Source organism: Rhodococcus wratislaviensis, assembly GCF_041228765.1.
Classification (GTDB): Bacteria; Actinomycetota; Actinomycetes; order Mycobacteriales; family Mycobacteriaceae; genus Rhodococcus_F; species Rhodococcus_F wratislaviensis.
On the sequence record NZ_CP150488.1, the window covers coordinates 2,057,021 to 2,073,681 of the forward strand.

Annotated in this window: 18 protein-coding genes; 4 read left to right on the plus strand and 14 right to left on the minus strand. The window is 66.3% G+C overall.

Annotated elements, in window-relative coordinates:
- Nucleotides 1-68: 68 nt before the first annotated feature.
- The 4 genes from WKC72_RS09215 to WKC72_RS09230 all read right to left on the minus strand — a co-directional run bounded on the left by WKC72_RS09215 (nt 69) and on the right by WKC72_RS09230 (nt 3,906).
- Complete coding sequence (locus WKC72_RS09215; protein ID WP_009475533.1) at nt 69-965, minus strand: SDR family oxidoreductase; 897 nt, start codon at nt 963-965, stop codon at nt 69-71.
- A 29-nt stretch (nt 966-994) separates the two neighbouring features.
- Nucleotides 995-2,131 (minus strand): acyl-CoA dehydrogenase family protein, encoded by a 1,137-nt coding sequence (locus WKC72_RS09220; RefSeq protein WP_370182374.1) that lies wholly within the window; start codon nt 2,129-2,131, stop codon nt 995-997.
- An 88-nt stretch (nt 2,132-2,219) separates the two neighbouring features.
- On the minus strand, nt 2,220-3,014 hold the full coding sequence (locus WKC72_RS09225; protein WP_112300222.1) for an enoyl-CoA hydratase-related protein: 795 nt from the start codon (nt 3,012-3,014) through the stop codon (nt 2,220-2,222).
- Between the two features lie 376 nt (nt 3,015-3,390).
- Nucleotides 3,391-3,906: a thioesterase family protein gene (locus tag WKC72_RS09230; protein ID WP_128641222.1), complete on the minus strand. Its 516-nt coding sequence runs from the start codon at nt 3,904-3,906 to the stop codon at nt 3,391-3,393.
- Between the two features lie 45 nt (nt 3,907-3,951).
- Between WKC72_RS09230 and WKC72_RS09235 the strand changes: the two genes are divergently transcribed.
- Nucleotides 3,952-4,503 (plus strand): TetR/AcrR family transcriptional regulator, encoded by a 552-nt coding sequence (locus WKC72_RS09235; RefSeq protein WP_037231263.1) that lies wholly within the window; start codon nt 3,952-3,954, stop codon nt 4,501-4,503.
- A 51-nt stretch (nt 4,504-4,554) separates the two neighbouring features.
- Here WKC72_RS09235 and WKC72_RS09240 read toward each other — a convergent pair whose 3' ends face one another.
- The 3 genes from WKC72_RS09240 to WKC72_RS09250 form a co-directional block, all read right to left on the minus strand.
- On the minus strand, nt 4,555-5,571 hold the full coding sequence (locus WKC72_RS09240; RefSeq protein WP_370182375.1) for a hypothetical protein: 1,017 nt from the start codon (nt 5,569-5,571) through the stop codon (nt 4,555-4,557).
- Entirely contained in the window at nt 5,568-6,839 is a 1,272-nt protein-coding gene (locus WKC72_RS09245; RefSeq protein ID WP_009475516.1) for an MFS transporter, read from the minus strand. Before WKC72_RS09245 ends, WKC72_RS09240 begins: the two co-directional genes overlap by 4 nt.
- Before the next feature lie 129 nt (nt 6,840-6,968).
- Nucleotides 6,969-8,231, minus strand: coding sequence for an acyl-CoA dehydrogenase family protein (locus tag WKC72_RS09250; protein WP_128641224.1), 1,263 nt, complete (start codon nt 8,229-8,231; stop codon nt 6,969-6,971).
- A 151-nt stretch (nt 8,232-8,382) separates the two neighbouring features.
- Between WKC72_RS09250 and WKC72_RS09255 the strand changes: the two genes are divergently transcribed.
- Both WKC72_RS09255 and WKC72_RS09260 read left to right on the plus strand, forming a co-directional pair.
- Nucleotides 8,383-8,835, plus strand: a complete 453-nt coding sequence (locus WKC72_RS09255) for a MaoC family dehydratase (RefSeq protein WP_009475514.1) — start codon at nt 8,383-8,385, stop codon at nt 8,833-8,835.
- A 20-nt stretch (nt 8,836-8,855) separates the two neighbouring features.
- On the plus strand, nt 8,856-9,896 hold the full coding sequence (locus WKC72_RS09260) for an NADPH:quinone oxidoreductase family protein (RefSeq protein WP_268789423.1): 1,041 nt from the start codon (nt 8,856-8,858) through the stop codon (nt 9,894-9,896).
- Nucleotides 9,897-9,908: 12 nt separating this feature from the next.
- Here WKC72_RS09260 and WKC72_RS09265 read toward each other — a convergent pair whose 3' ends face one another.
- Nucleotides 9,909-10,949, minus strand: a complete 1,041-nt coding sequence (locus WKC72_RS09265; RefSeq protein ID WP_268789424.1) for a phosphotransferase family protein — start codon at nt 10,947-10,949, stop codon at nt 9,909-9,911.
- 123 nt (nt 10,950-11,072) lie between these two features.
- Here WKC72_RS09265 and WKC72_RS09270 point away from each other — a divergent pair, with 123 nt between their 5' ends.
- Complete coding sequence (locus WKC72_RS09270) at nt 11,073-11,858, plus strand: SDR family NAD(P)-dependent oxidoreductase (RefSeq protein WP_037231279.1); 786 nt, start codon at nt 11,073-11,075, stop codon at nt 11,856-11,858.
- Between the two features lie 16 nt (nt 11,859-11,874).
- On the opposite strand, the gene WKC72_RS09275 is transcribed toward WKC72_RS09270, so the two are convergent.
- The 6 genes from WKC72_RS09275 to WKC72_RS09300 all read right to left on the minus strand — a co-directional run bounded on the left by WKC72_RS09275 (nt 11,875) and on the right by WKC72_RS09300 (nt 16,606).
- The gene (locus WKC72_RS09275; protein ID WP_370182376.1) at nt 11,875-12,585 is read right to left on the minus strand and encodes an SDR family oxidoreductase; all 711 of its coding nucleotides are present in this window, start codon (nt 12,583-12,585) and stop codon (nt 11,875-11,877) included.
- Nucleotides 12,582-13,901 (minus strand): CdaR family transcriptional regulator, encoded by a 1,320-nt coding sequence (locus WKC72_RS09280; protein WP_009475508.1) that lies wholly within the window; start codon nt 13,899-13,901, stop codon nt 12,582-12,584. Before WKC72_RS09280 ends, WKC72_RS09275 begins: the two co-directional genes overlap by 4 nt.
- Nucleotides 13,902-13,906: 5 nt before the next feature.
- Nucleotides 13,907-14,827 (minus strand): LLM class flavin-dependent oxidoreductase, encoded by a 921-nt coding sequence (locus WKC72_RS09285; protein ID WP_009475507.1) that lies wholly within the window; start codon nt 14,825-14,827, stop codon nt 13,907-13,909.
- Nucleotides 14,828-14,908: 81 nt separating this feature from the next.
- Nucleotides 14,909-15,691 carry an SDR family NAD(P)-dependent oxidoreductase gene (locus WKC72_RS09290; RefSeq protein ID WP_037231285.1) on the minus strand — a complete coding sequence of 261 codons (783 nt, stop codon included), beginning with the start codon at nt 15,689-15,691 and terminating at the stop codon, nt 14,909-14,911.
- Between the two features lie 45 nt (nt 15,692-15,736).
- Entirely contained in the window at nt 15,737-16,072 is a 336-nt protein-coding gene (locus WKC72_RS09295) for a non-heme iron oxygenase ferredoxin subunit (protein ID WP_037231287.1), read from the minus strand.
- A gap of 30 nt (nt 16,073-16,102) precedes the next feature.
- Nucleotides 16,103-16,606, minus strand: coding sequence for an aromatic-ring-hydroxylating dioxygenase subunit beta (locus tag WKC72_RS09300; RefSeq protein WP_037231289.1), 504 nt, complete (start codon nt 16,604-16,606; stop codon nt 16,103-16,105).
- Nucleotides 16,607-16,661 lie beyond the last annotated feature (55 nt).

Genomic DNA, 16,661 nt, shown 5'->3' on the forward strand with positions numbered 1-16,661 from the left:
GACAGACAGGAGAAGGCCCGCCGACGGACGCGAGTCTCGTCGGCAGGCCTTCCTCGTACGGGTGTGGGTCAGACCCCGCGCTGGGCCTTCGCGGCTTCGCTGGCGGCCTTGCTCTTTTCCCGGGCGGCGGCCCAGTCTTCGCTGCTCATCGACGTCAGTCCGGCGAAAGTGCCGGGGCCGGCGAGCATCTGGCCGCCGTCCATCGCGATGGTTTGGCCGGTGAGGTAGTCGCAGGCGTCCGACAGCAGGAAGATGGTGAGGTTGGCGAGTTCCTCCATGGTGCCCATCCGGCCCATCGGCACCTGGTCGGCCTGGGTGGCGCCGACGGCACTCTTCTCGGTCGGGTTGAGCATCTCCCACGCGTAGTCCGTCGGGATCGGTCCGGGGGCGAGTGCGTTGAGGCGGATGCCGTAGCGGGCCCATTCGACGGCGAGCGACATCGTCATCGAGTGCACGGCGGCCTTCGCCATCGCGGACGGGACGACGAACGCAGAACCGCTCCACACCCAGGTGGTGAGCGTCGACAGGACGACGCCCTTGGTGCCGCCCTCGATCCAGCGACGGCCCGCGGCGTGGGTGGTATTGAACGACCCGTTCATCACCGTGGAGGTGACGGCCTCGAAGGCGCGCGGGCTGAGCGATTCGGTGGGGGCGATGAAGTTCGCGGCGGCGTTGTTGATCACGCCGGTCAGGGGGCCGTGCAGCGCCCAGATCTCGTCCATCGCGGACGACACGAGGTCGGCGTTGCGGACGTCGACGGTCTGCCAGTGCACCGAGCCCGGCCTGGAGACGGATGCCTCCGCGGCGGCCTCTTCGAGGACGGCGGGCCGGCGGCCCCACAGGTGTACTTCGGCGCCGTGGTCGACGAGGTGCCGGGCGACGCCGCGACCGAGCCCGGTGCCGCCGCCGGTGATGAGCACGCGCTTGCCCGCGAGGGCGTCGGACGCGAAGGGGGAAGTGGTCATGCGCTGGTCCTAATGGTCGGGAACGAGGGCTACAGGCCCAGGCTCTTGCTGATGATCTCGCGCTGAATCTCGTTGGTACCGCCATAGATCGGCGGCGCCAGGGAGCGGCGGACCTGTTCCTCCATGCCGTATTCGCGGGTGTAGCCGTAACCACCCATCATCTGCATCGCCTCGAGCGCGGTCTTCTTCGCGATCTCGGTGCATTTCAGCTTGGCCATCGAGCCCTCGCGGTTGAGGTTGTCTTCCTCGCCGGCGTCGATCCGCTCGGCCACCTCGTACACGAAGGACTTCGCGAAGGCGATCTCCGTGGCGAGATCCGCGATCCGATGCCGGATGGCCTGGAAGCTGCTGATCTTGTGGCCGAACTGCTCGCGCTCGGTGACGAAGGCGATCAGGTCGTCGAGCGAACGCTGGGCGCCGCCGAGCGCCATCGTCGCGATGATGAGCCGTTCGACGCTCAGTCCGCGCATCAGATGGCGCCACGCCTGGTTCGGTGTGCCGACGACAGCGCTCACCGGGACCGCGACGTCGGTGAAGTAGAGGTCGTTGCAGGTCCGGGCTTCCATGGTCTTGATCTCGTGTATCTGGAGGCCGGGCGTGTCGGTCGGCACCATGAACAGGGTCAGGCCCTGGTGCTTGTTGCCGGACGTTTCGGTCCGGGCCAGGAGGAGGATGTGCTCGGCGATGTGGGCTGCGGAGATCCACGTCTTCTGCCCGTTGATGACGTAGTGGTCGTCCAGCAGGTCTGCTTTGATTCGGACACCACCGAGGTCGGAACCCGCACCGGGCTCGCTGAGGGCGATCGCCTCGAGCTTGCCGGACGCCATGTTTCCGACGATCGTGCGCTTCTGTTCCTCGGTGCCGTAGCGCAGATAGGTCTGGGCGGCGGTGAGGCCGGTGGAGTAGGCGGTGATGGGGGCGAGCCCCCGGGAGGACTCTTCGAGGAAGATGCATTCCTCGACCATTCCTCCGCCCCCGCCACCGTATTCTTCCGGCAGCGAGACTCCCAGCCAGCCGAGGCCGGCGAACTTGTCGAGGATGATCGGGCTGTTTGCCAATGTTCCGCCCTCGGTGAGCAAGTCACGTTGCTGGAGGGTCTTGCATTCGGCGTCGCAGAACTCGCGGACGGCGACCGCGAACTCTCGTTGCTCTCGGGTGAAACGCATGTGGCCTACTGCTCTCTGTGACGGGTCCTGGGAAGTGAGTTGCCGGACGGCGAGGCGAAAGACAGCCCCGCCGTCCGGAAGTCATGGGTCAGGCCCCGCGGAACTTGGAGAAGTCGGGCTTGCGCTTCTCGTTGAACGCACTGATGCCCTCGATGGCCTCGGCCGACTCACCGAACAGCTTGAGCGTGGAGTACGCCATGTTGCCCTGCGCGATGAAGTGCTCGGTGTCGGCGTTGAGGGACTGCTTGAGCACCTTCAGCGCCGTCGGCGACAGCTGCAGGATCTCGTCCGCCCACGCCCGGACCTCCGCCCGCAACTGGTCACCGGGCACCACCTTGTTGACCAGGCCCCAGTCGAGGGCCTGCTCGGCGCTGTAGCGCCGGCAGAGGAACCAGATCTCACGCGCCCGCTTCTCGCCGATCGCCCGGGCGAGGTACCCGGTGCCGAGTCCGGCGTCGAACGACCCGACGCGCGGTCCGTTCTGCCCGAAGATGGCGTGCTCTGCGGCGATCGACAGGTCGCACAGCAGGTGCAGCACGTGTCCGCCGCCGACCGCGACACCGTTCACCGCGGCGATCACGGGCTTGGGCACGTCCCGGATCACCCGGTGCAGCGCCTCGACCTCGAACAAGCCGCTGTCGGATGGACCGTAGTCGCCCGTCTCCATGCGCTGCTTCTGGTCGCCACCCGAGCAGAACGCCTTCTCGCCGGCACCGGTGAGCGCGATCGCCCCGACCTCGGAGCTGCCCCACGCCTTCTTGAACGACTTCACCAACTCGTCGACGGTCTTCGCGCGGAACGCGTTGTACCGGTCGGGCCGGTTGATCGTGATCCAGGCGAGTCCGTTCTCGACCTCGTACGTCACATCCGTGAAGTCACTCATCGACCTACTGGTCCTTTCCTGTTGCACGCGGAACGAGAGCCGGTCCGCGAAATTCTTTTGGTCTTACCTTATGACGAAGGTAGCGCTGATAACGAGCGTTTTCAAGGGGGCGACTGAAAAACGCCTGTACCTGCGGCGATGGATTTCGCACTTCTCTGCAAAATGGATTCGGCTCGGAACCGGCTCGTCTGGAGCCCGTGCGACGAGGCGCAGGTGGCCTCGAGTCGTCGGGAAGTACTCGAGCGCTGAATTCGACTATCTACGAACGTGATCGAGGTAGACGCACTACATTTGCGCTCACGCACCCCCTGTCGGCCCCTGCAGCGAGTGCGGGAACCGAGAAGGTGCGCGTCTGCCCGGGGCGGACGGAATCCGCTCAGGCCCGGGCGCGGATGCCCATCGCACCGCAGACGGGTGAGGGCCAGTCGACGTCGGTGCGGGCGAGTTCCCGATCGACCGCTTCGGCGACGTCGTCGGCGAAGGGCACGACCCGGCGGCTGGTGAGGTCGACGTGGGTGGCGGTGACCTCGAGGGTGCTGGCGAGGCGCTCGGTGGTGTCGTCCACGAGGAAGGCCATCGCGTGCACCACCTTGTCGGAGCGTGCGACGATCCGCGCGTGCACCGACACCCGGTCGCCGACGTGGACCTCCGCGTAGTAGCGGATGTGGTGCTCCGCGGTGAAGAACCCCTGGCCGCGGGTGGCGCGGTAGTCGTCGGTGATGCCCATCCGGTCGAACACCTCCGCGATCGCCTGCGCCTCGAGGTCGAAGTAGTGGCGGATGTTCATGTGGCCGTTCTCGTCCTCGTAGGCGGACGGAACGAGCACCGGCCCGCACTCGCGGGGCAGTGCGACCACCTGGAGGTAGGAGGGGATTCCGCCTGGTATCGTCATCGATCCACTATAACGATCGTTCACAACCGGTGCTAGAATGGCGCGGTGGACCGGAACCGGAAGATCCTCGACACTGCCGCAGAGCTGTTCTACGAAAAAGGCTTTCACGGTACTAGTGTCGACGAACTGGGGTCCCGTGCCGGACTGAGCGGTCCCGCCATCTACCGCCATTTCTCCGGCAAGGACGAGATCCTGGCCACCCTGTTCGACGAGGCGATGGACGAGTTGATCGGCGCCACCGAACCCGTCCACGACGACGCGGATCTCGATCTCCAGCGGATGATCCGGCACCACGCCCTGTTCGCAGCCCGGCACCGGCATCTCGTGAATGTCAGCCAGCGTGAAGACCGGTCGCTGGTCGATCCGTGGCGGAAGGCGATCAATCGCCGGCGCAAGCAGTACGTCCAGAGCTGGGAGGCTGCGGTGGCGCGGTCGATCCCCGCCGCGTCACCGGCGGAAGTGTCCGTGGCCACCCAGTCCTGCCTGGGCATGATCTTCTCCATCGCATACTGGCCGGCCAAGGTGACTCGCACGGCCGGGCTGGCCGACCACATGGTGCGGATGGCGAGCGAGGGCCTGGACGCCTTCCGCGAATAGTGCACTGCCCCTGCACTGTCGGCGGGTGCAGGGGCAGTGATACGCATCGGACTACGTCGCGATGCTGGCGCGGTACGCGTAGGACGACGACCGCGACAGCGCGAACTCGAAGATCCCGTACCCGGTCTGCCCGTCCCAGTCGAACGTGCAGCACCGGTCGGTCAGGGCCGAGTCGAGAGTCTTCGGCCCCACCGTCCCGTCCAACGGGTAGACGTCGAACTCCTCGTGGTCGCGGCCGCGGACCTTGCCGTGGTGCCCGCCGTAGCCGCCGCCTGCCATGAAGCCCCCGCCGGCCGAGGCGTCCGCGTCGACGCGGTAGGTGGCTCCGGAGGCTGTCACGATCTCCACCGTGCCGGAAGCGAGGTCGTTGCCCGAGGTGAACACCAGGTCGTGCCGGACGTCGGCGATGTCGTCGAGTCGGCCGTCGTCGTGCATGACGGCGCCCTCCAACAGGATCCGTCCGCCCACGCGGTCCTCGACGAGCAGGAATCCGAACGTGCGGTCCGGGAACTGGGCCTGGTACCAGATGTGCAGGCCCTGGCCCCCGGACATCGTGCGCACGCCGCGGGAGCGGTCCCGCAGGCCGTACCACCCCCCGACGTCCGTAGTGGTTCCGTCGAGGGTGAGAGTGCCTTCGTAGCGACCGGGCTGGAAGAGGTGATCGAACGCGGTGACGTTGCCGTCCGTGTTCTTCACGTCCACCGATCCGAGCCAGTACGGCGCCCGTGCGCGCCAGAGCAGATCCAGTTCGAGCCCGGTCTTGTTCTCACCCAGCTGAATTCGCCAGATTTTGTTGTCCTCCACGGTTTCCCACGTCAACGGTCCGACGGAGGCGCCGTCGGTGTCGGAGTGTTCGGTGGAGAAGCGGAGATTGCGCTGTTCGGACTCCGTGGTCAGGACGACGAAGCCGTCCACGACGTTCCGCGGCGGATAGACGCCGGCGCCGAGGATCACCGACGGTGCAGCGGCTCCGTCCGGGTGGAGATTGAACATGAACCGGTCGAAGAACTTCTCCGGCATGTCCTCGGCGGTGTGCGTCACCAGGGCGTCGTGAAATCCGTCGGTCATACGTGCTCCTTCTGTTCTACGGTCACATTGTCGGCGCCGATTTCGCGATGGTCCAGCGTGAAGCGGTAGGAACCCATCATCAGCAGGCACGCGATGGCGACGCCGACCAGGACGATGATCGGAAGCGCGCCGGCACTGTAGGAGCCGGTGGCGCCGTAAACCTGTCCGAGCAGGAAGATGCCGAACGCCGACCCCTGCGCGTACAGGAAGTAGATGAATCCCAGCACCCGGCCGTACGAGTGCTTGGGGAAGTACCGGCTCACCATGTAGGCGGCGAGGTCGCCTTCGGAACCCAGACCCAGACCGATCAGGGCGGCGCCGGCGAACAGTACGCCCGTCTGCGACGACGTGATCATGAGGAAGACCCCGACCCCACACAGGGCGAAGATGATCGAGCCGATGACGGGGGCATAGAACCGGTCCAGCAGGTAGCCGACCAGCAGTCGTGCTCCGATCGACGCCAGGCTCAGCACCGACAGAATGGAGACGGCGGTGCCCTGGCTGATGCCCTTGTCCGTGGTCATGGGCACGACCTGGGACATCAGGCCGAACGTCGCCGACGACACGAAGAAGATGGCGACGGACAGCAGCCAGAACTGCCGGTACTTCCTCGCGATGGTGAGCAGCGATTCCCCGGCCATCCGGCCCTGTAGACGCGCGGCCACGCGCTCGGCCTCGTGTTCGGCGGGCATGCGGGTGACGAAGGCGTAGACCGCGGCCGGGATGACCGTGCACAGGGCTCCGATGACCAGGAACGCCATCCGCCATCCGCCGATGCCGAGCATCCAGTTGGCCAGATACGGCATGAGTACTCCGCACGAGCCGAGGCCGGCCATGAGGATGCCCAGCGCCATGCCGCGACGGTCCTGGAACCACGCACTCACCACGGTCGAGTGCGCCACCGGGTTCACGGCGCCCGCTCCGGCGCCGATCACGACACAGAGCAGGTAGAAGACGAGTTGATTGTTCGGCAGCGCGGACATCAGCATCAGGCCGATGCCGAACGCCAGTGACATCGGAACCGACGGGATCTTGGGCCCGTACCGGTCGATGAGGAAACCCAGAATGACGATGCTGATGCCCACCAGCACCGTTTCGATGGACAGGCCGTTGCTGATGACGCTTCGTTCCCAGCCGAATTCTGCGGTCATGGGCTTACCCAGAATGTTGAACAACACGTTGACGGCGGTCGTGCCGAACAGCAGTGTCACAAAGCCTGTGACGACGTACCACCAGCGGTTCAGATGCCGCGTGGACGCTGTGCTCATGGGAGCTCCTGTCGATCGATGTCGAGGGTCGGACCGTGTACTTGGGGTGCGGGCGAGCCACCTGAGTGGCGCTCGTCACAGCATGAGAGCATATGGACAGGCCAAATGCAAAGGACAGACCAAACTGCCTCAAGCGGTTCCCACAGTCGCTCCCCGCCGAGACCCGAAGTCGAACATCCTGCTCGCGATGCGACGAAGTTGGAGCTCGTCCGTACCTTCCGTGATGCGGTAGCGGCGGTGGTGGCGGTAGATGTGTTCGAACTGCTTGTGGCGGGTGTATCCGACGCCGCCGTGGATCTGGATCGCGCGGTCGGCGGCCCGGCACGCGAGCTGGTTGCTGCGCAGATTCACCATCGCGACCTTGTCGGTGACGGCCGTCTTCCCGAGCTCGTCCATCATCGCGGCGGTCTTGTAGATCGTGTTGCGGATCAGTTCCGCGTCGGTCTGTAATTCCACCAGCTGCCATTGGATGCCCTGGTGCTCGTGCAGGGGCTTGCCGAAGACGACCCGTTCCTGCGCGTACCGCACGCTCTCGTCTATGCAGTACTGCGCGGCGCCGAGCGAAGACGACGCCTGCCGGATGCGGTTCTCGTGAACGAACAGTTGGGCGCAGTCGAGTCCGCGGCCGACCTCGCCGACCACGGCTCCCGCGGGCACCCGCACGTCGTCGAGATGGACCTCCGAATGGTCGCTGGGCATGTTGAACGTCCAGTGGTTGAACGGCACCGAGAAGCCGGGGGCGTCCGTCGGCACGAGGAACGCGGTAATCCCGTCCGCCGTGCCCGCCTGCCCCGACGTGCGTGCGAACACAAGGTCGACCTCGGAACAGTCGACCAGGCTGTTGAAGCGCTTCGCCCCGGTGATCACCCAGTCTTCGCCGTCGCGCCGGGCCGTCGTCTCCAGATACGTCGCGTCGCTGCCGTGCCCCGGCTCGGTGAGTCCGAACGCGATCTCGATGTCGCCGCGGATCAGCGGTTCGAGGTACTGCTCCCGCTGTTCCGCGGTGCCGTATTCGTGGAGTACGAGGGCGAGCGGCAGGTTCGCGACCACCGACGCCTCGTCGGAATGGGGGAAGTGCAGGCCCGAACCCCGGGTGAGAAGGTGTTCGCGGACGACGGCCATCGCGAGGTTGCTGCCGTCGTTCCCGCCGAGCGCCCGCGGCAGTGGAAACCGGAAGAAGCCGGCGGCATCGGATCGACGCCGTGCCTCGAGCAGCAACTCGCGCCATTCCTGCTTCGGAAACCCGTCCCGCTCCCAGTCCGTGCGCGCGTACTCGCGGCGGTGATCGAAGAACTGCGGGTGCTTGGCCTCGAGCGGCACGATCTCACGGTCGATGAACGCGTCGAGGTCGGTGACGAACTGCTGCACGTCGTCGGGAATGGTCCAGTCCATGGGGCGTCCTCCGATTCGGGATCCGATGTCTCGGACGCTAGGGAGCGACGGGATCCGCGGCCAGGAGGTCGTCGCGCCGCACTGTTGATTTCTCCAGTGCGGGTGAGGACGACTCCATTGATCGTGGGGAATTCTGTGGTTGCATGCGGGAATGCTGAAGCTGAACGGTATCGACGAGTTGACAGCGAGGGTCGGCACCGACCTCGGCACGACGGACTGGCACGACGTGACCCAGGACCGCATCACGGCGTTCGCGCACGACACCGAGGACTTCGAGCGAATCCACCTCGATCCCGAGCGGGGCCGGGAGGCCGGATTCGGCGGCACGATCGCCCACGGGATGTTCACCCTGTCGCTCGGGCCGAAGTTCCTCTACGAAATCTTCGAGATGAACGGGCACTCGCTTGGCCTCAACTACGGCTTCGATTCGGTGCGGTTCCTGAATCCTGTCCGGGTCGGCTCCCGGATCCGCATGACGGCGCGACTGCAGGATGCGCGGCCGATCGACGGCGGATACAGGTTCACGATCCGTCAGACCTTCCAAATCGAGGGCTCCGACAAGCCCGCCTGCGTCGCGGACGCGGTCGTGGCCTACTTCCACTGAACACGAGGAGAGTGACGTCCATGCGCGCAGTCGTCGTCGAGGACTTAACCGGCCCCGAGGCCGCCACCTTGGCAGAAGTGCCGGAACCTGTCGGCGCCCACCCACGCGCGGACGGACAGCGGCTGCTCGTCGACGTGCACGCCGCCGGTCTGTCGTTCATCGACCCGTTGCAGACCTGGGGCAAGTACCAGAACGGCGTGCCGACACCATACGTATGTGGCAGCGAATTCGCCGGTGTCGTGGTCGAGGCACCGGCCGGGACCGATTTCCGGCCGGGCGACAGGGTCGGGGGAATCGTCTGGCACGGTGCGCTCGCCGACCGCGCGCTGGCTCTGCCCGACTACACGGTGAAGCTCCCGGCGGCGATGTCATTCGTCGAAGGCGCTGCCCTGTACATGAATTACTCGACGGCCTGGTACGCACTTCATCGAGCGCAGATTCAGCCAGGGGAGTACGTCCTCGTCCACGGCGCAGCGGGCGGGGTGGGCACCGCCGCACTCGACCTCGCCGAGACCTTCGGCGCGAAGGCGATCGCTGTGGTCTCGAATGCCGAGAAGGCCGCGGTGGCCCGGCGATGCGGTGCACACGCGGTGGTCCGGTCGGACGGACCCTGGCTCGACGACGTCCGCGATCTGACGGACGGGCGCGGCGTCCACGTCGTGATCGACCCGGTGGGCGGTGACCGGTTCACCGACTCGCTCCGCTCGTTGCGGCAGGGCGGGCGGCTCGTCGTCGTCGGATTCACGGGAGGTTCGATCCCGACCGTGAAGGTCAACCGGCTCCTCCACCGCAACCTCACCGTCACGGGAATCACCATGGACAACATGGAAACCGAATATCCAGGGACGCTGCGGATGGTCCGGGACGCCGTCGAGGGACTCGCCGCCGAGGGCGCGATCCGGCCGTTCGTCGGGGCGACGTTCCCGCTCGAGCAGGCGGCGACCGCCCTGCGCGCGCTTGACGACCGCGCCGCGACGGGGAAGGTTGTCGTCGAGGTGGTACCTCGCAATGTCACGGCGGTGGTACCTCGCAATGTCACGGAGGTGGTGTCGTCGGCCTGATGCCGTCGGTCCTCAGGGCGCCACCGGTGCTCCGAGGACGGTGAGGCCGCGCTCGATCACCGCGGCGAGGCTGTCGGCGGCGACGACCAGGGCCGGGTCTGGATCGGTGCGTTTCCGGTTGCGCTTGACGAAGACCGAGAGGGTCGACGCCGTCTTGTAGTGGCAGTAGGCGAGGAACCAGTCCAGGTCGGGAACCGGAACGTCACGCTCGGCGCGGTAGGCGCCCAACAGTTCGTCGCGGGAGGGCATTCCGGTGCCGGCCTCGATATCGGTCGTGGGACGGGACCGCCGGAACCGGTGCACCGGGTCGGTGTGCATCAGCAACCACGCCAGGTCGGTGCGGGGATCGCCGACCGACCAGATCTCCCAGTCGATGATCGCGGCGAGGTCTTCGCCAGAAAACAGCATGTTCGCGAGTCGGTAGTCGCCGTGTAGCAGGGTGGGAGCGACCGGTGTCGGGATCCGTTCCGCGAGGGCGGCATGGAGTTCGGCGTGCCGGGGTGCGATGTCGTCGCCGACGGTGTCCAGCAGGCGCTGCCAGCGCTCCAGTTCCTCCGGCACCGTGACGACCGGTTCGTCGCCGATTCCGAGTGCGACGGGATCCAGGTTCTGCATGCGGCCGAGCATCCGGGCGGCCGCACGGGCGCGGACGGTGACGGTGCCCGGGGCGGGCGGGTCGTCGGCGACGTCGAGCAGTGGCTCGTAGGATTGTCCGTCGACGAGGGTCATCGCGAAGAGCGGTGGGCGTTCGGCCGTTCCGTCCTCCTCGAAGAGAATCGACGGCACGCGGACGCCGGGTGCGCCGTCGAGGAGACGGATGATGCGTGCCTGGCGGAGCACGTCCCGGTTGCGGACCGGTTCCAGCCCGGGCGGTGCTATCTTGAGGACTATCTCGCTGTCGGGCAGGCCCGGTCGCGTCAGCGTGGCCCGGTACGTCAGGCTCGACACCCCACCCGGCAGCGCCGAGGGTGCGGACACCACGGCTCCCGGCCACCGGCGACCGGACGCGTCGGTGGCCCGTGTGGTCAGGATGTTCACGTCGAATTCCGTCACGAGTCCACGATCAGGCCGGTATGCCGACACCGCAAACACGGAAGCGATTGCCGCTGAAGAAACCCACAGTGGCGTTCCATTCGATGCTTCGGCTGCCGCCCGACTGCGTGATAGAGGTTGCCTATGTCGAATACCGCCGATGACCGAAACATGCTGGAGCGATTCTCCTTGCGCGGGAAGGTGGCGATCGTGACGGGAGCATCCTCCGGACTCGGCGTGGCCTACGCATTCGCGCTGGCGCAGGCGGGCGCGGACGTCGTCCTAGGCGCCCGGCGCGGCGACAAACTGGCCGCGACCGCGGAGTTGGTGCGGCAATACAACCCCCGCGCGGTGGCGGTGGAGACCGATGTGACGCAGGTGGATCAGTGCAATCGGCTCGTCGATGCCGCCATCGACGCATTCGGGAAGGTGGACGTCCTCGTCAACAATGCGGGCACCGGCGGCGAGTACCACCACGTGACGCAGGATTCGCCCGACCACTTCCGGTCCGTCGTCGATGTAAACCTGCACGGCTCCTACTGGATGATCCAGGCGTGCGCGCGGGTGATGGGGGCGGGCAGTTCGATCGTGAACGTCTCCAGCGTCATGGCTCTCACGACCGCGAAGATGCCCGCCGCCGCATACAGCGCGAGCAAGGCGGCCGTCCTCGGCCTGACCCGCGACCTCGCCGCGCAACTCGGGCCGAGTGGAATACGCGTCAATGCCATTCTGCCGGGGGTCTTTCCGTCGGAGGCGACCGCGCACTACAGCGAGAACTACAAACGTAAGATCATCGATGCCAAGATTCCCCTCGGACGCATCGGCGATCCCGAAGACATCGCCGCGGTCGTGGTGTTCCTGGCGGGCGACGCGTCCGCGTACCTGACCGGGGTAAGTCTCCCCGTCGACGGGGGCGTGCTGGTGAACTGAGTGCGCGCGGGCGCCGTCAGCGCTGTGCCACCGAGGACGTGACCGTGCGGGTGTTCAGTCCGTCGCCGGCGTCGACGGTGAGGAACTGGCCGGTGACACTGCGAGCCGTAGGGGAGGCGAAGAACGCGACGGCGTCCGCGATGTCGGCCGGGTCGACGAAGCCGTTGGGCATCGATGCGAGCCACGCGTCCTGGATGTCCTGCGGCATGGACAGGATGCCGGAACTGGCGGTCATTCCGGGTAGGACCGCGTTGGCGGTGATGCCCAGGGCGACATTCTCGGCCGCAACGGTCTTGACCAGACCGAGCAGGCCGGCCTTCGTGGTGCTGTAGGAGACCTGGGCCGGCATGCCCTGCGTGCCTGCGGTACTGGAGATGACGACGACGCGCCCGTACCGCCGTTCCCGCATTCCCGACAGGCACTGCTGGAGCACTCGAAAGGTCCCGGTGAGATTGACGTCGAGATCCTTCCGCCACTTGTCGATCGACAAGCTGTGCGCGGCACCGAACATCGTCGTCAGCCCCGCGTTCGCGACGTAGACGTCGATGTCGTCGAGTGCCGGCAGTTCGTCGGCGGACATTTCGGCCTGATACGTGCAGCCAGGTGAACGGTCGAGAGTGACGACCTCCATCCCGTCGGCCTCGAGGCGGGCGACGATGGCCTTGCCGATCCCGCCCTCGCGTGCGGCACCGGTCACCAGGGCCTTGCGGCGGCGCGGGTCGGTCATGCGGTTCTCCGTTCGTCGGTGAGCGACGCGGTGTCGTCCTTCGCATCGGCGCAACGACTTTCGGCGTGGAGTGCCGGATAGTCGCGTAGCCGAAGGACGAGTAGTGCGGTGTGGATGCTCAGTTGATGGGTCGCGTCGCCGGTGACGTCGAGACCGGTAAGGGTGTGCACCCGCGACAACCGGAGACGGACCGTGTTCTCGTGCACGCCCAGCCTGGTGGCGGTGCGGCGCATGCCGCGATTCTCCTCGAACCAGACGGCCAGTGTGCGAATCAGTTCGGCCGACGCGACATCGTCGTCGAGGAGGGGGCCGAGCATGTCGTCGATGAAGTGCCGAATCGCCGACACCTCGCCGTTCGCCAGGAACAGCCGGGCGGGTCCCAGATCGTCGACGGCGAGAACGCGGTGTCCGGTTCCGTCGGTGAAACGGTCGATGCAGCGCACGACCTCCCGGGCCTCCCGATATGCGCGGACGAACGAATCGGGTTCGTACACGGACGACACCCCGGCAATCAACCCGCCCGTCGGGCTCAGTTCGGTGACCGCGGCCTCGAGGGTCGCGGTGATGCGCCTGACGACGGTCGGCGATGCGGCATGCGCGGGCGCCTCGATGAGCAGAAGGATTCCCTCCGACCCGCGCGTCGACAGCACCTCCAGGCCGAGCGCCCGCTCGGTGTACTCGGCGAGGGTGCGGTCCAGATCGTCGGGCGCTCCCTCGGGTTCGCGGACATACACTAGGGCGCGGTGGGCGTGGACGTTCACACCGAGGTATTCGGCACCGGCCGCGAGATCGGCCCAGGCGCCGGAGCCGCGAACGAGTTGGCGGGCGAGATTCGACCGGGCGTTCCAGGCGACCCGCGTGATGCGACGCTGAGTGAGGAACTGCGCCCCGATGCGACGGGCGCAGCGGAGGGTCACGTACTCGTCCGTGGGAACGAACGGCGTGGGTTGTTCGTCGACGACGAGCCATCCGAGGTGTTCACCGCGTTCGACGATCGCGCTGAGGATCTTGCGCCGCGACAACCCGGTGCCCAGTTCGGCAGCGATGAGGACGGGGTCCGCGCCGGTCGGGGTCGGCTGCCCGCCCACGATGTCGCCGAGTGGTGGGAACGCGGTCTGCCTGGCCGCCTCGGGTCGGGTGGACGCAACGATGTGGCCCTTGCGATCGAACAGGGTCACCGCCTTTCCGGTGGCCTCGGAGCAGACCCGGACGATAGCGGACAGGCAGTCGACCGCGACGGCGGCGTCGTCGAGAAGTTCGTCGAACATGCTGAGCGGCAGATGCTTACGGCCGCTGTGCTCGTCGGAGGTGGGCATCGACGTCAGCGGTGATGGTCGAGGAGCAGCGCGCGGACCGAGGCCGTGTGCTCGATGGCCGATTCCATCGACGTGGTTGCCGGGACCAGGGTGATGTTGTCGGCGCCTGCCTCGACGAACGAGTTCAGCCACTCGGCCACCTGCTCGGGGGTGCCGGCGGGTGCGAGATGTCGGAACTTCTCGCGCGGCAACTGGTACAGCGCCTGCATTTTCTCGCCGACCAGACGATCTGCGACCGCGGCATCGGTGTCGAGGCCACACCACACGTTGACACCGAACGAATCCGGAGCGCGGTTCTCCTTCGCTGCGGCGTCGAGGATCGCGGTTCGCGTCTCGGCGAAGCGCCGCGGAGTGCAGAAGATACCGAGCCAGCCGTCGCCGTACCGGGCGGTGCGTCGGATGGCGGATTCGCCGCGGCCACCGATCAGGATCGGCACCTGCGGTTGAGGCATCGGCAGGATGCGCGCGCGGTCGAGGGTGAAGAACTCGCCGTGATGCGTGACCTCCTCGCCGGTGAGGACGGCGCGCAATACGTCGAGGGTCTCGTCGAGGCGACGGCCGCGGGTGCTGGGGTCGACCCCGCTGTTCGAGATCTCGGAGCGGTCCTCGCCGCCCACACCGGCGCCGAGGACCAACCGGCCGGGAGCGATCTGCGACAGCGTCGCTATCTGGCGCGCAGCGAGCATCGGATGCCGCAGACCGAGCAGGTAGACACCGATGATCACCGACAGCGTGTCGTGGGCCGACAGCACGGACGTCGCCGACACCATGCCGTCGAACCCGGTACCGCCGTGGAAGCTGATGTGGTCACCGACGGTGATGTGGTCGATCCCCGCCTCTGCCGCGGAATCGAGGAGAAGCCGCCGATCTGCGGGTTTCGGCACAAGGAGTGCGTCGGTGACCGACAATCCCACTCTGATCGACACGCTGATCTCCTCTCATGCGAATGGACTGACCATAAACTTTCCAACCAGCGGATGGCAAGGCCGGGGTGTGCAACGCCGTGGTCACAGCATCGAGCTGCCACCGTTCACGCTGATCACTTGACCGGTGACGTAGGACGCTTCTTCGGACGCGACGAAGGCAACTGTGGCCGCTACTTCTTCGACCGTTCCAGGGCGATCCATCGGGATGAGGGTGCGCATCTGGGCGCCGAATATCGCCATGTCGTCTTTCACTTCGGGCGGTGCGGAGGCCAACTTGGCGGCGGCCTCCGGCGTCTCGATCCATGCCGGAGCGACCGTGTTCACGGTGATTCCGGAATCCGCGAACTCCCGCGCGAGCCCGGTTCCGAATGCATGAACTCCACCCTTCGCGGCGTTGTAGATCGCGTGCCGATACAAACCATTGCGTACGGATTCGGCTCCGATGTGGACGATCCGGCCGTATCCGGCGTCCACCATGTGGGGTAGTGCTTCGAGCGTGGTGTACAGGGTGGTCCAGAGATTGCGGTCGATGGTGGCCCGCAATGTTTCTTCGGTGTGGTCGAACGTCGGAAGGATGACGCCGCCGCCCGCGCAGTTCACCAGCACGTCTATCGCACCGCGTTCGGTGACCGTCCTTCGGATGAGGTCGGCGGCATCCTCTCGTTGCGAGAGGTCTCCGACGACCGTGGTCACCGACGCCGCGTTGCCGGGCCGAAGGTGTTCGGCGACCGCCTCCACGGCGTCCGCACTGAGGTCTCCGAGAACGAGATCGGCACCCTCATCCGCCAGCCGCACGGCGATGGCGCGGCCGATGCCGCTGCCGGCCCCGGTGACAACCACGGTCCGGCCTTTGAACCTGTTCATGTTGTGGTATTACCTTCCGCTGGAATGCGCTGCACGCGAGAGCGTTCAGTCTTCGTTCGGTGCTATGTACACCCGGCCGTCGGTCACGACAGTTCGGTACTTCTTCAGTGCGAGAACCGCGGGAAAGCACAGGGGCGCCCCGGTGCGGACGTCGAACCGGGCCATGTGGAGCGTGCAGAGCACCTCGTGCCCCTCGAGCTCGCCCTCCTCGCCCAGCGACCACTTCTCGTGACTGCAGGAGTCGGACGTGGCGAAGAACTCGCCGTCGACGCGAAAGACGGCGATCCCGCCATCGGCGTCCAACCGGAGGTTTTCACCGTCGGTCAGATCGTCCTCGTTGCACGCGAAGATCAGTGCTTCGGTGGACACTTCTGGTGCCATGGTCGGCCCTCTCGTAAAGCGCGGATGCGTTCAGATGATGAAGCTGATCTTGCCCTGGGGATCGAGCATGTCGTGAGCCAGAACGGCACGCTTTCGACGGATCAGGAACGACGAGTTCCGGGGGACGAGCTCGTACTCGTATCGGCCGACGTACGTGTCGAACTTGCCGGCCTTTGCCCGGTTGATGATGAAATTTGCGGTGACGGAGATCGATTCGTCGGTTTTGTCGAGAATCTGCACGTTGCCGACGATCCGGCTCGTCTGAGAATGCGGAAACTCGGCGTGCGCTTCGGGCTTCTTTAGGCGGATCACGCGCTGTTCGAGCATGGTGCGACCGTCGTGGATGAGCGACCAGGTGAGACCGGGGTCTGCGTCCGGACGGTCCGTGGCGGGCACCTCGTACGTGCAATCGAGAGTGAACAGATCGAGCCACTCCTCGAGCCGCCATCGATCGATCAGGCCGGCTTCGTGGAAGAGGAACTCCTCGACTGCGCTACGAGTGGTGATGGACGGTGTCTCCGATACGGAAGTCATAGGGATGTCCTTCTGAGATGACGAGCTGCGTTGTGGATGATTCGGTGTGATCCAG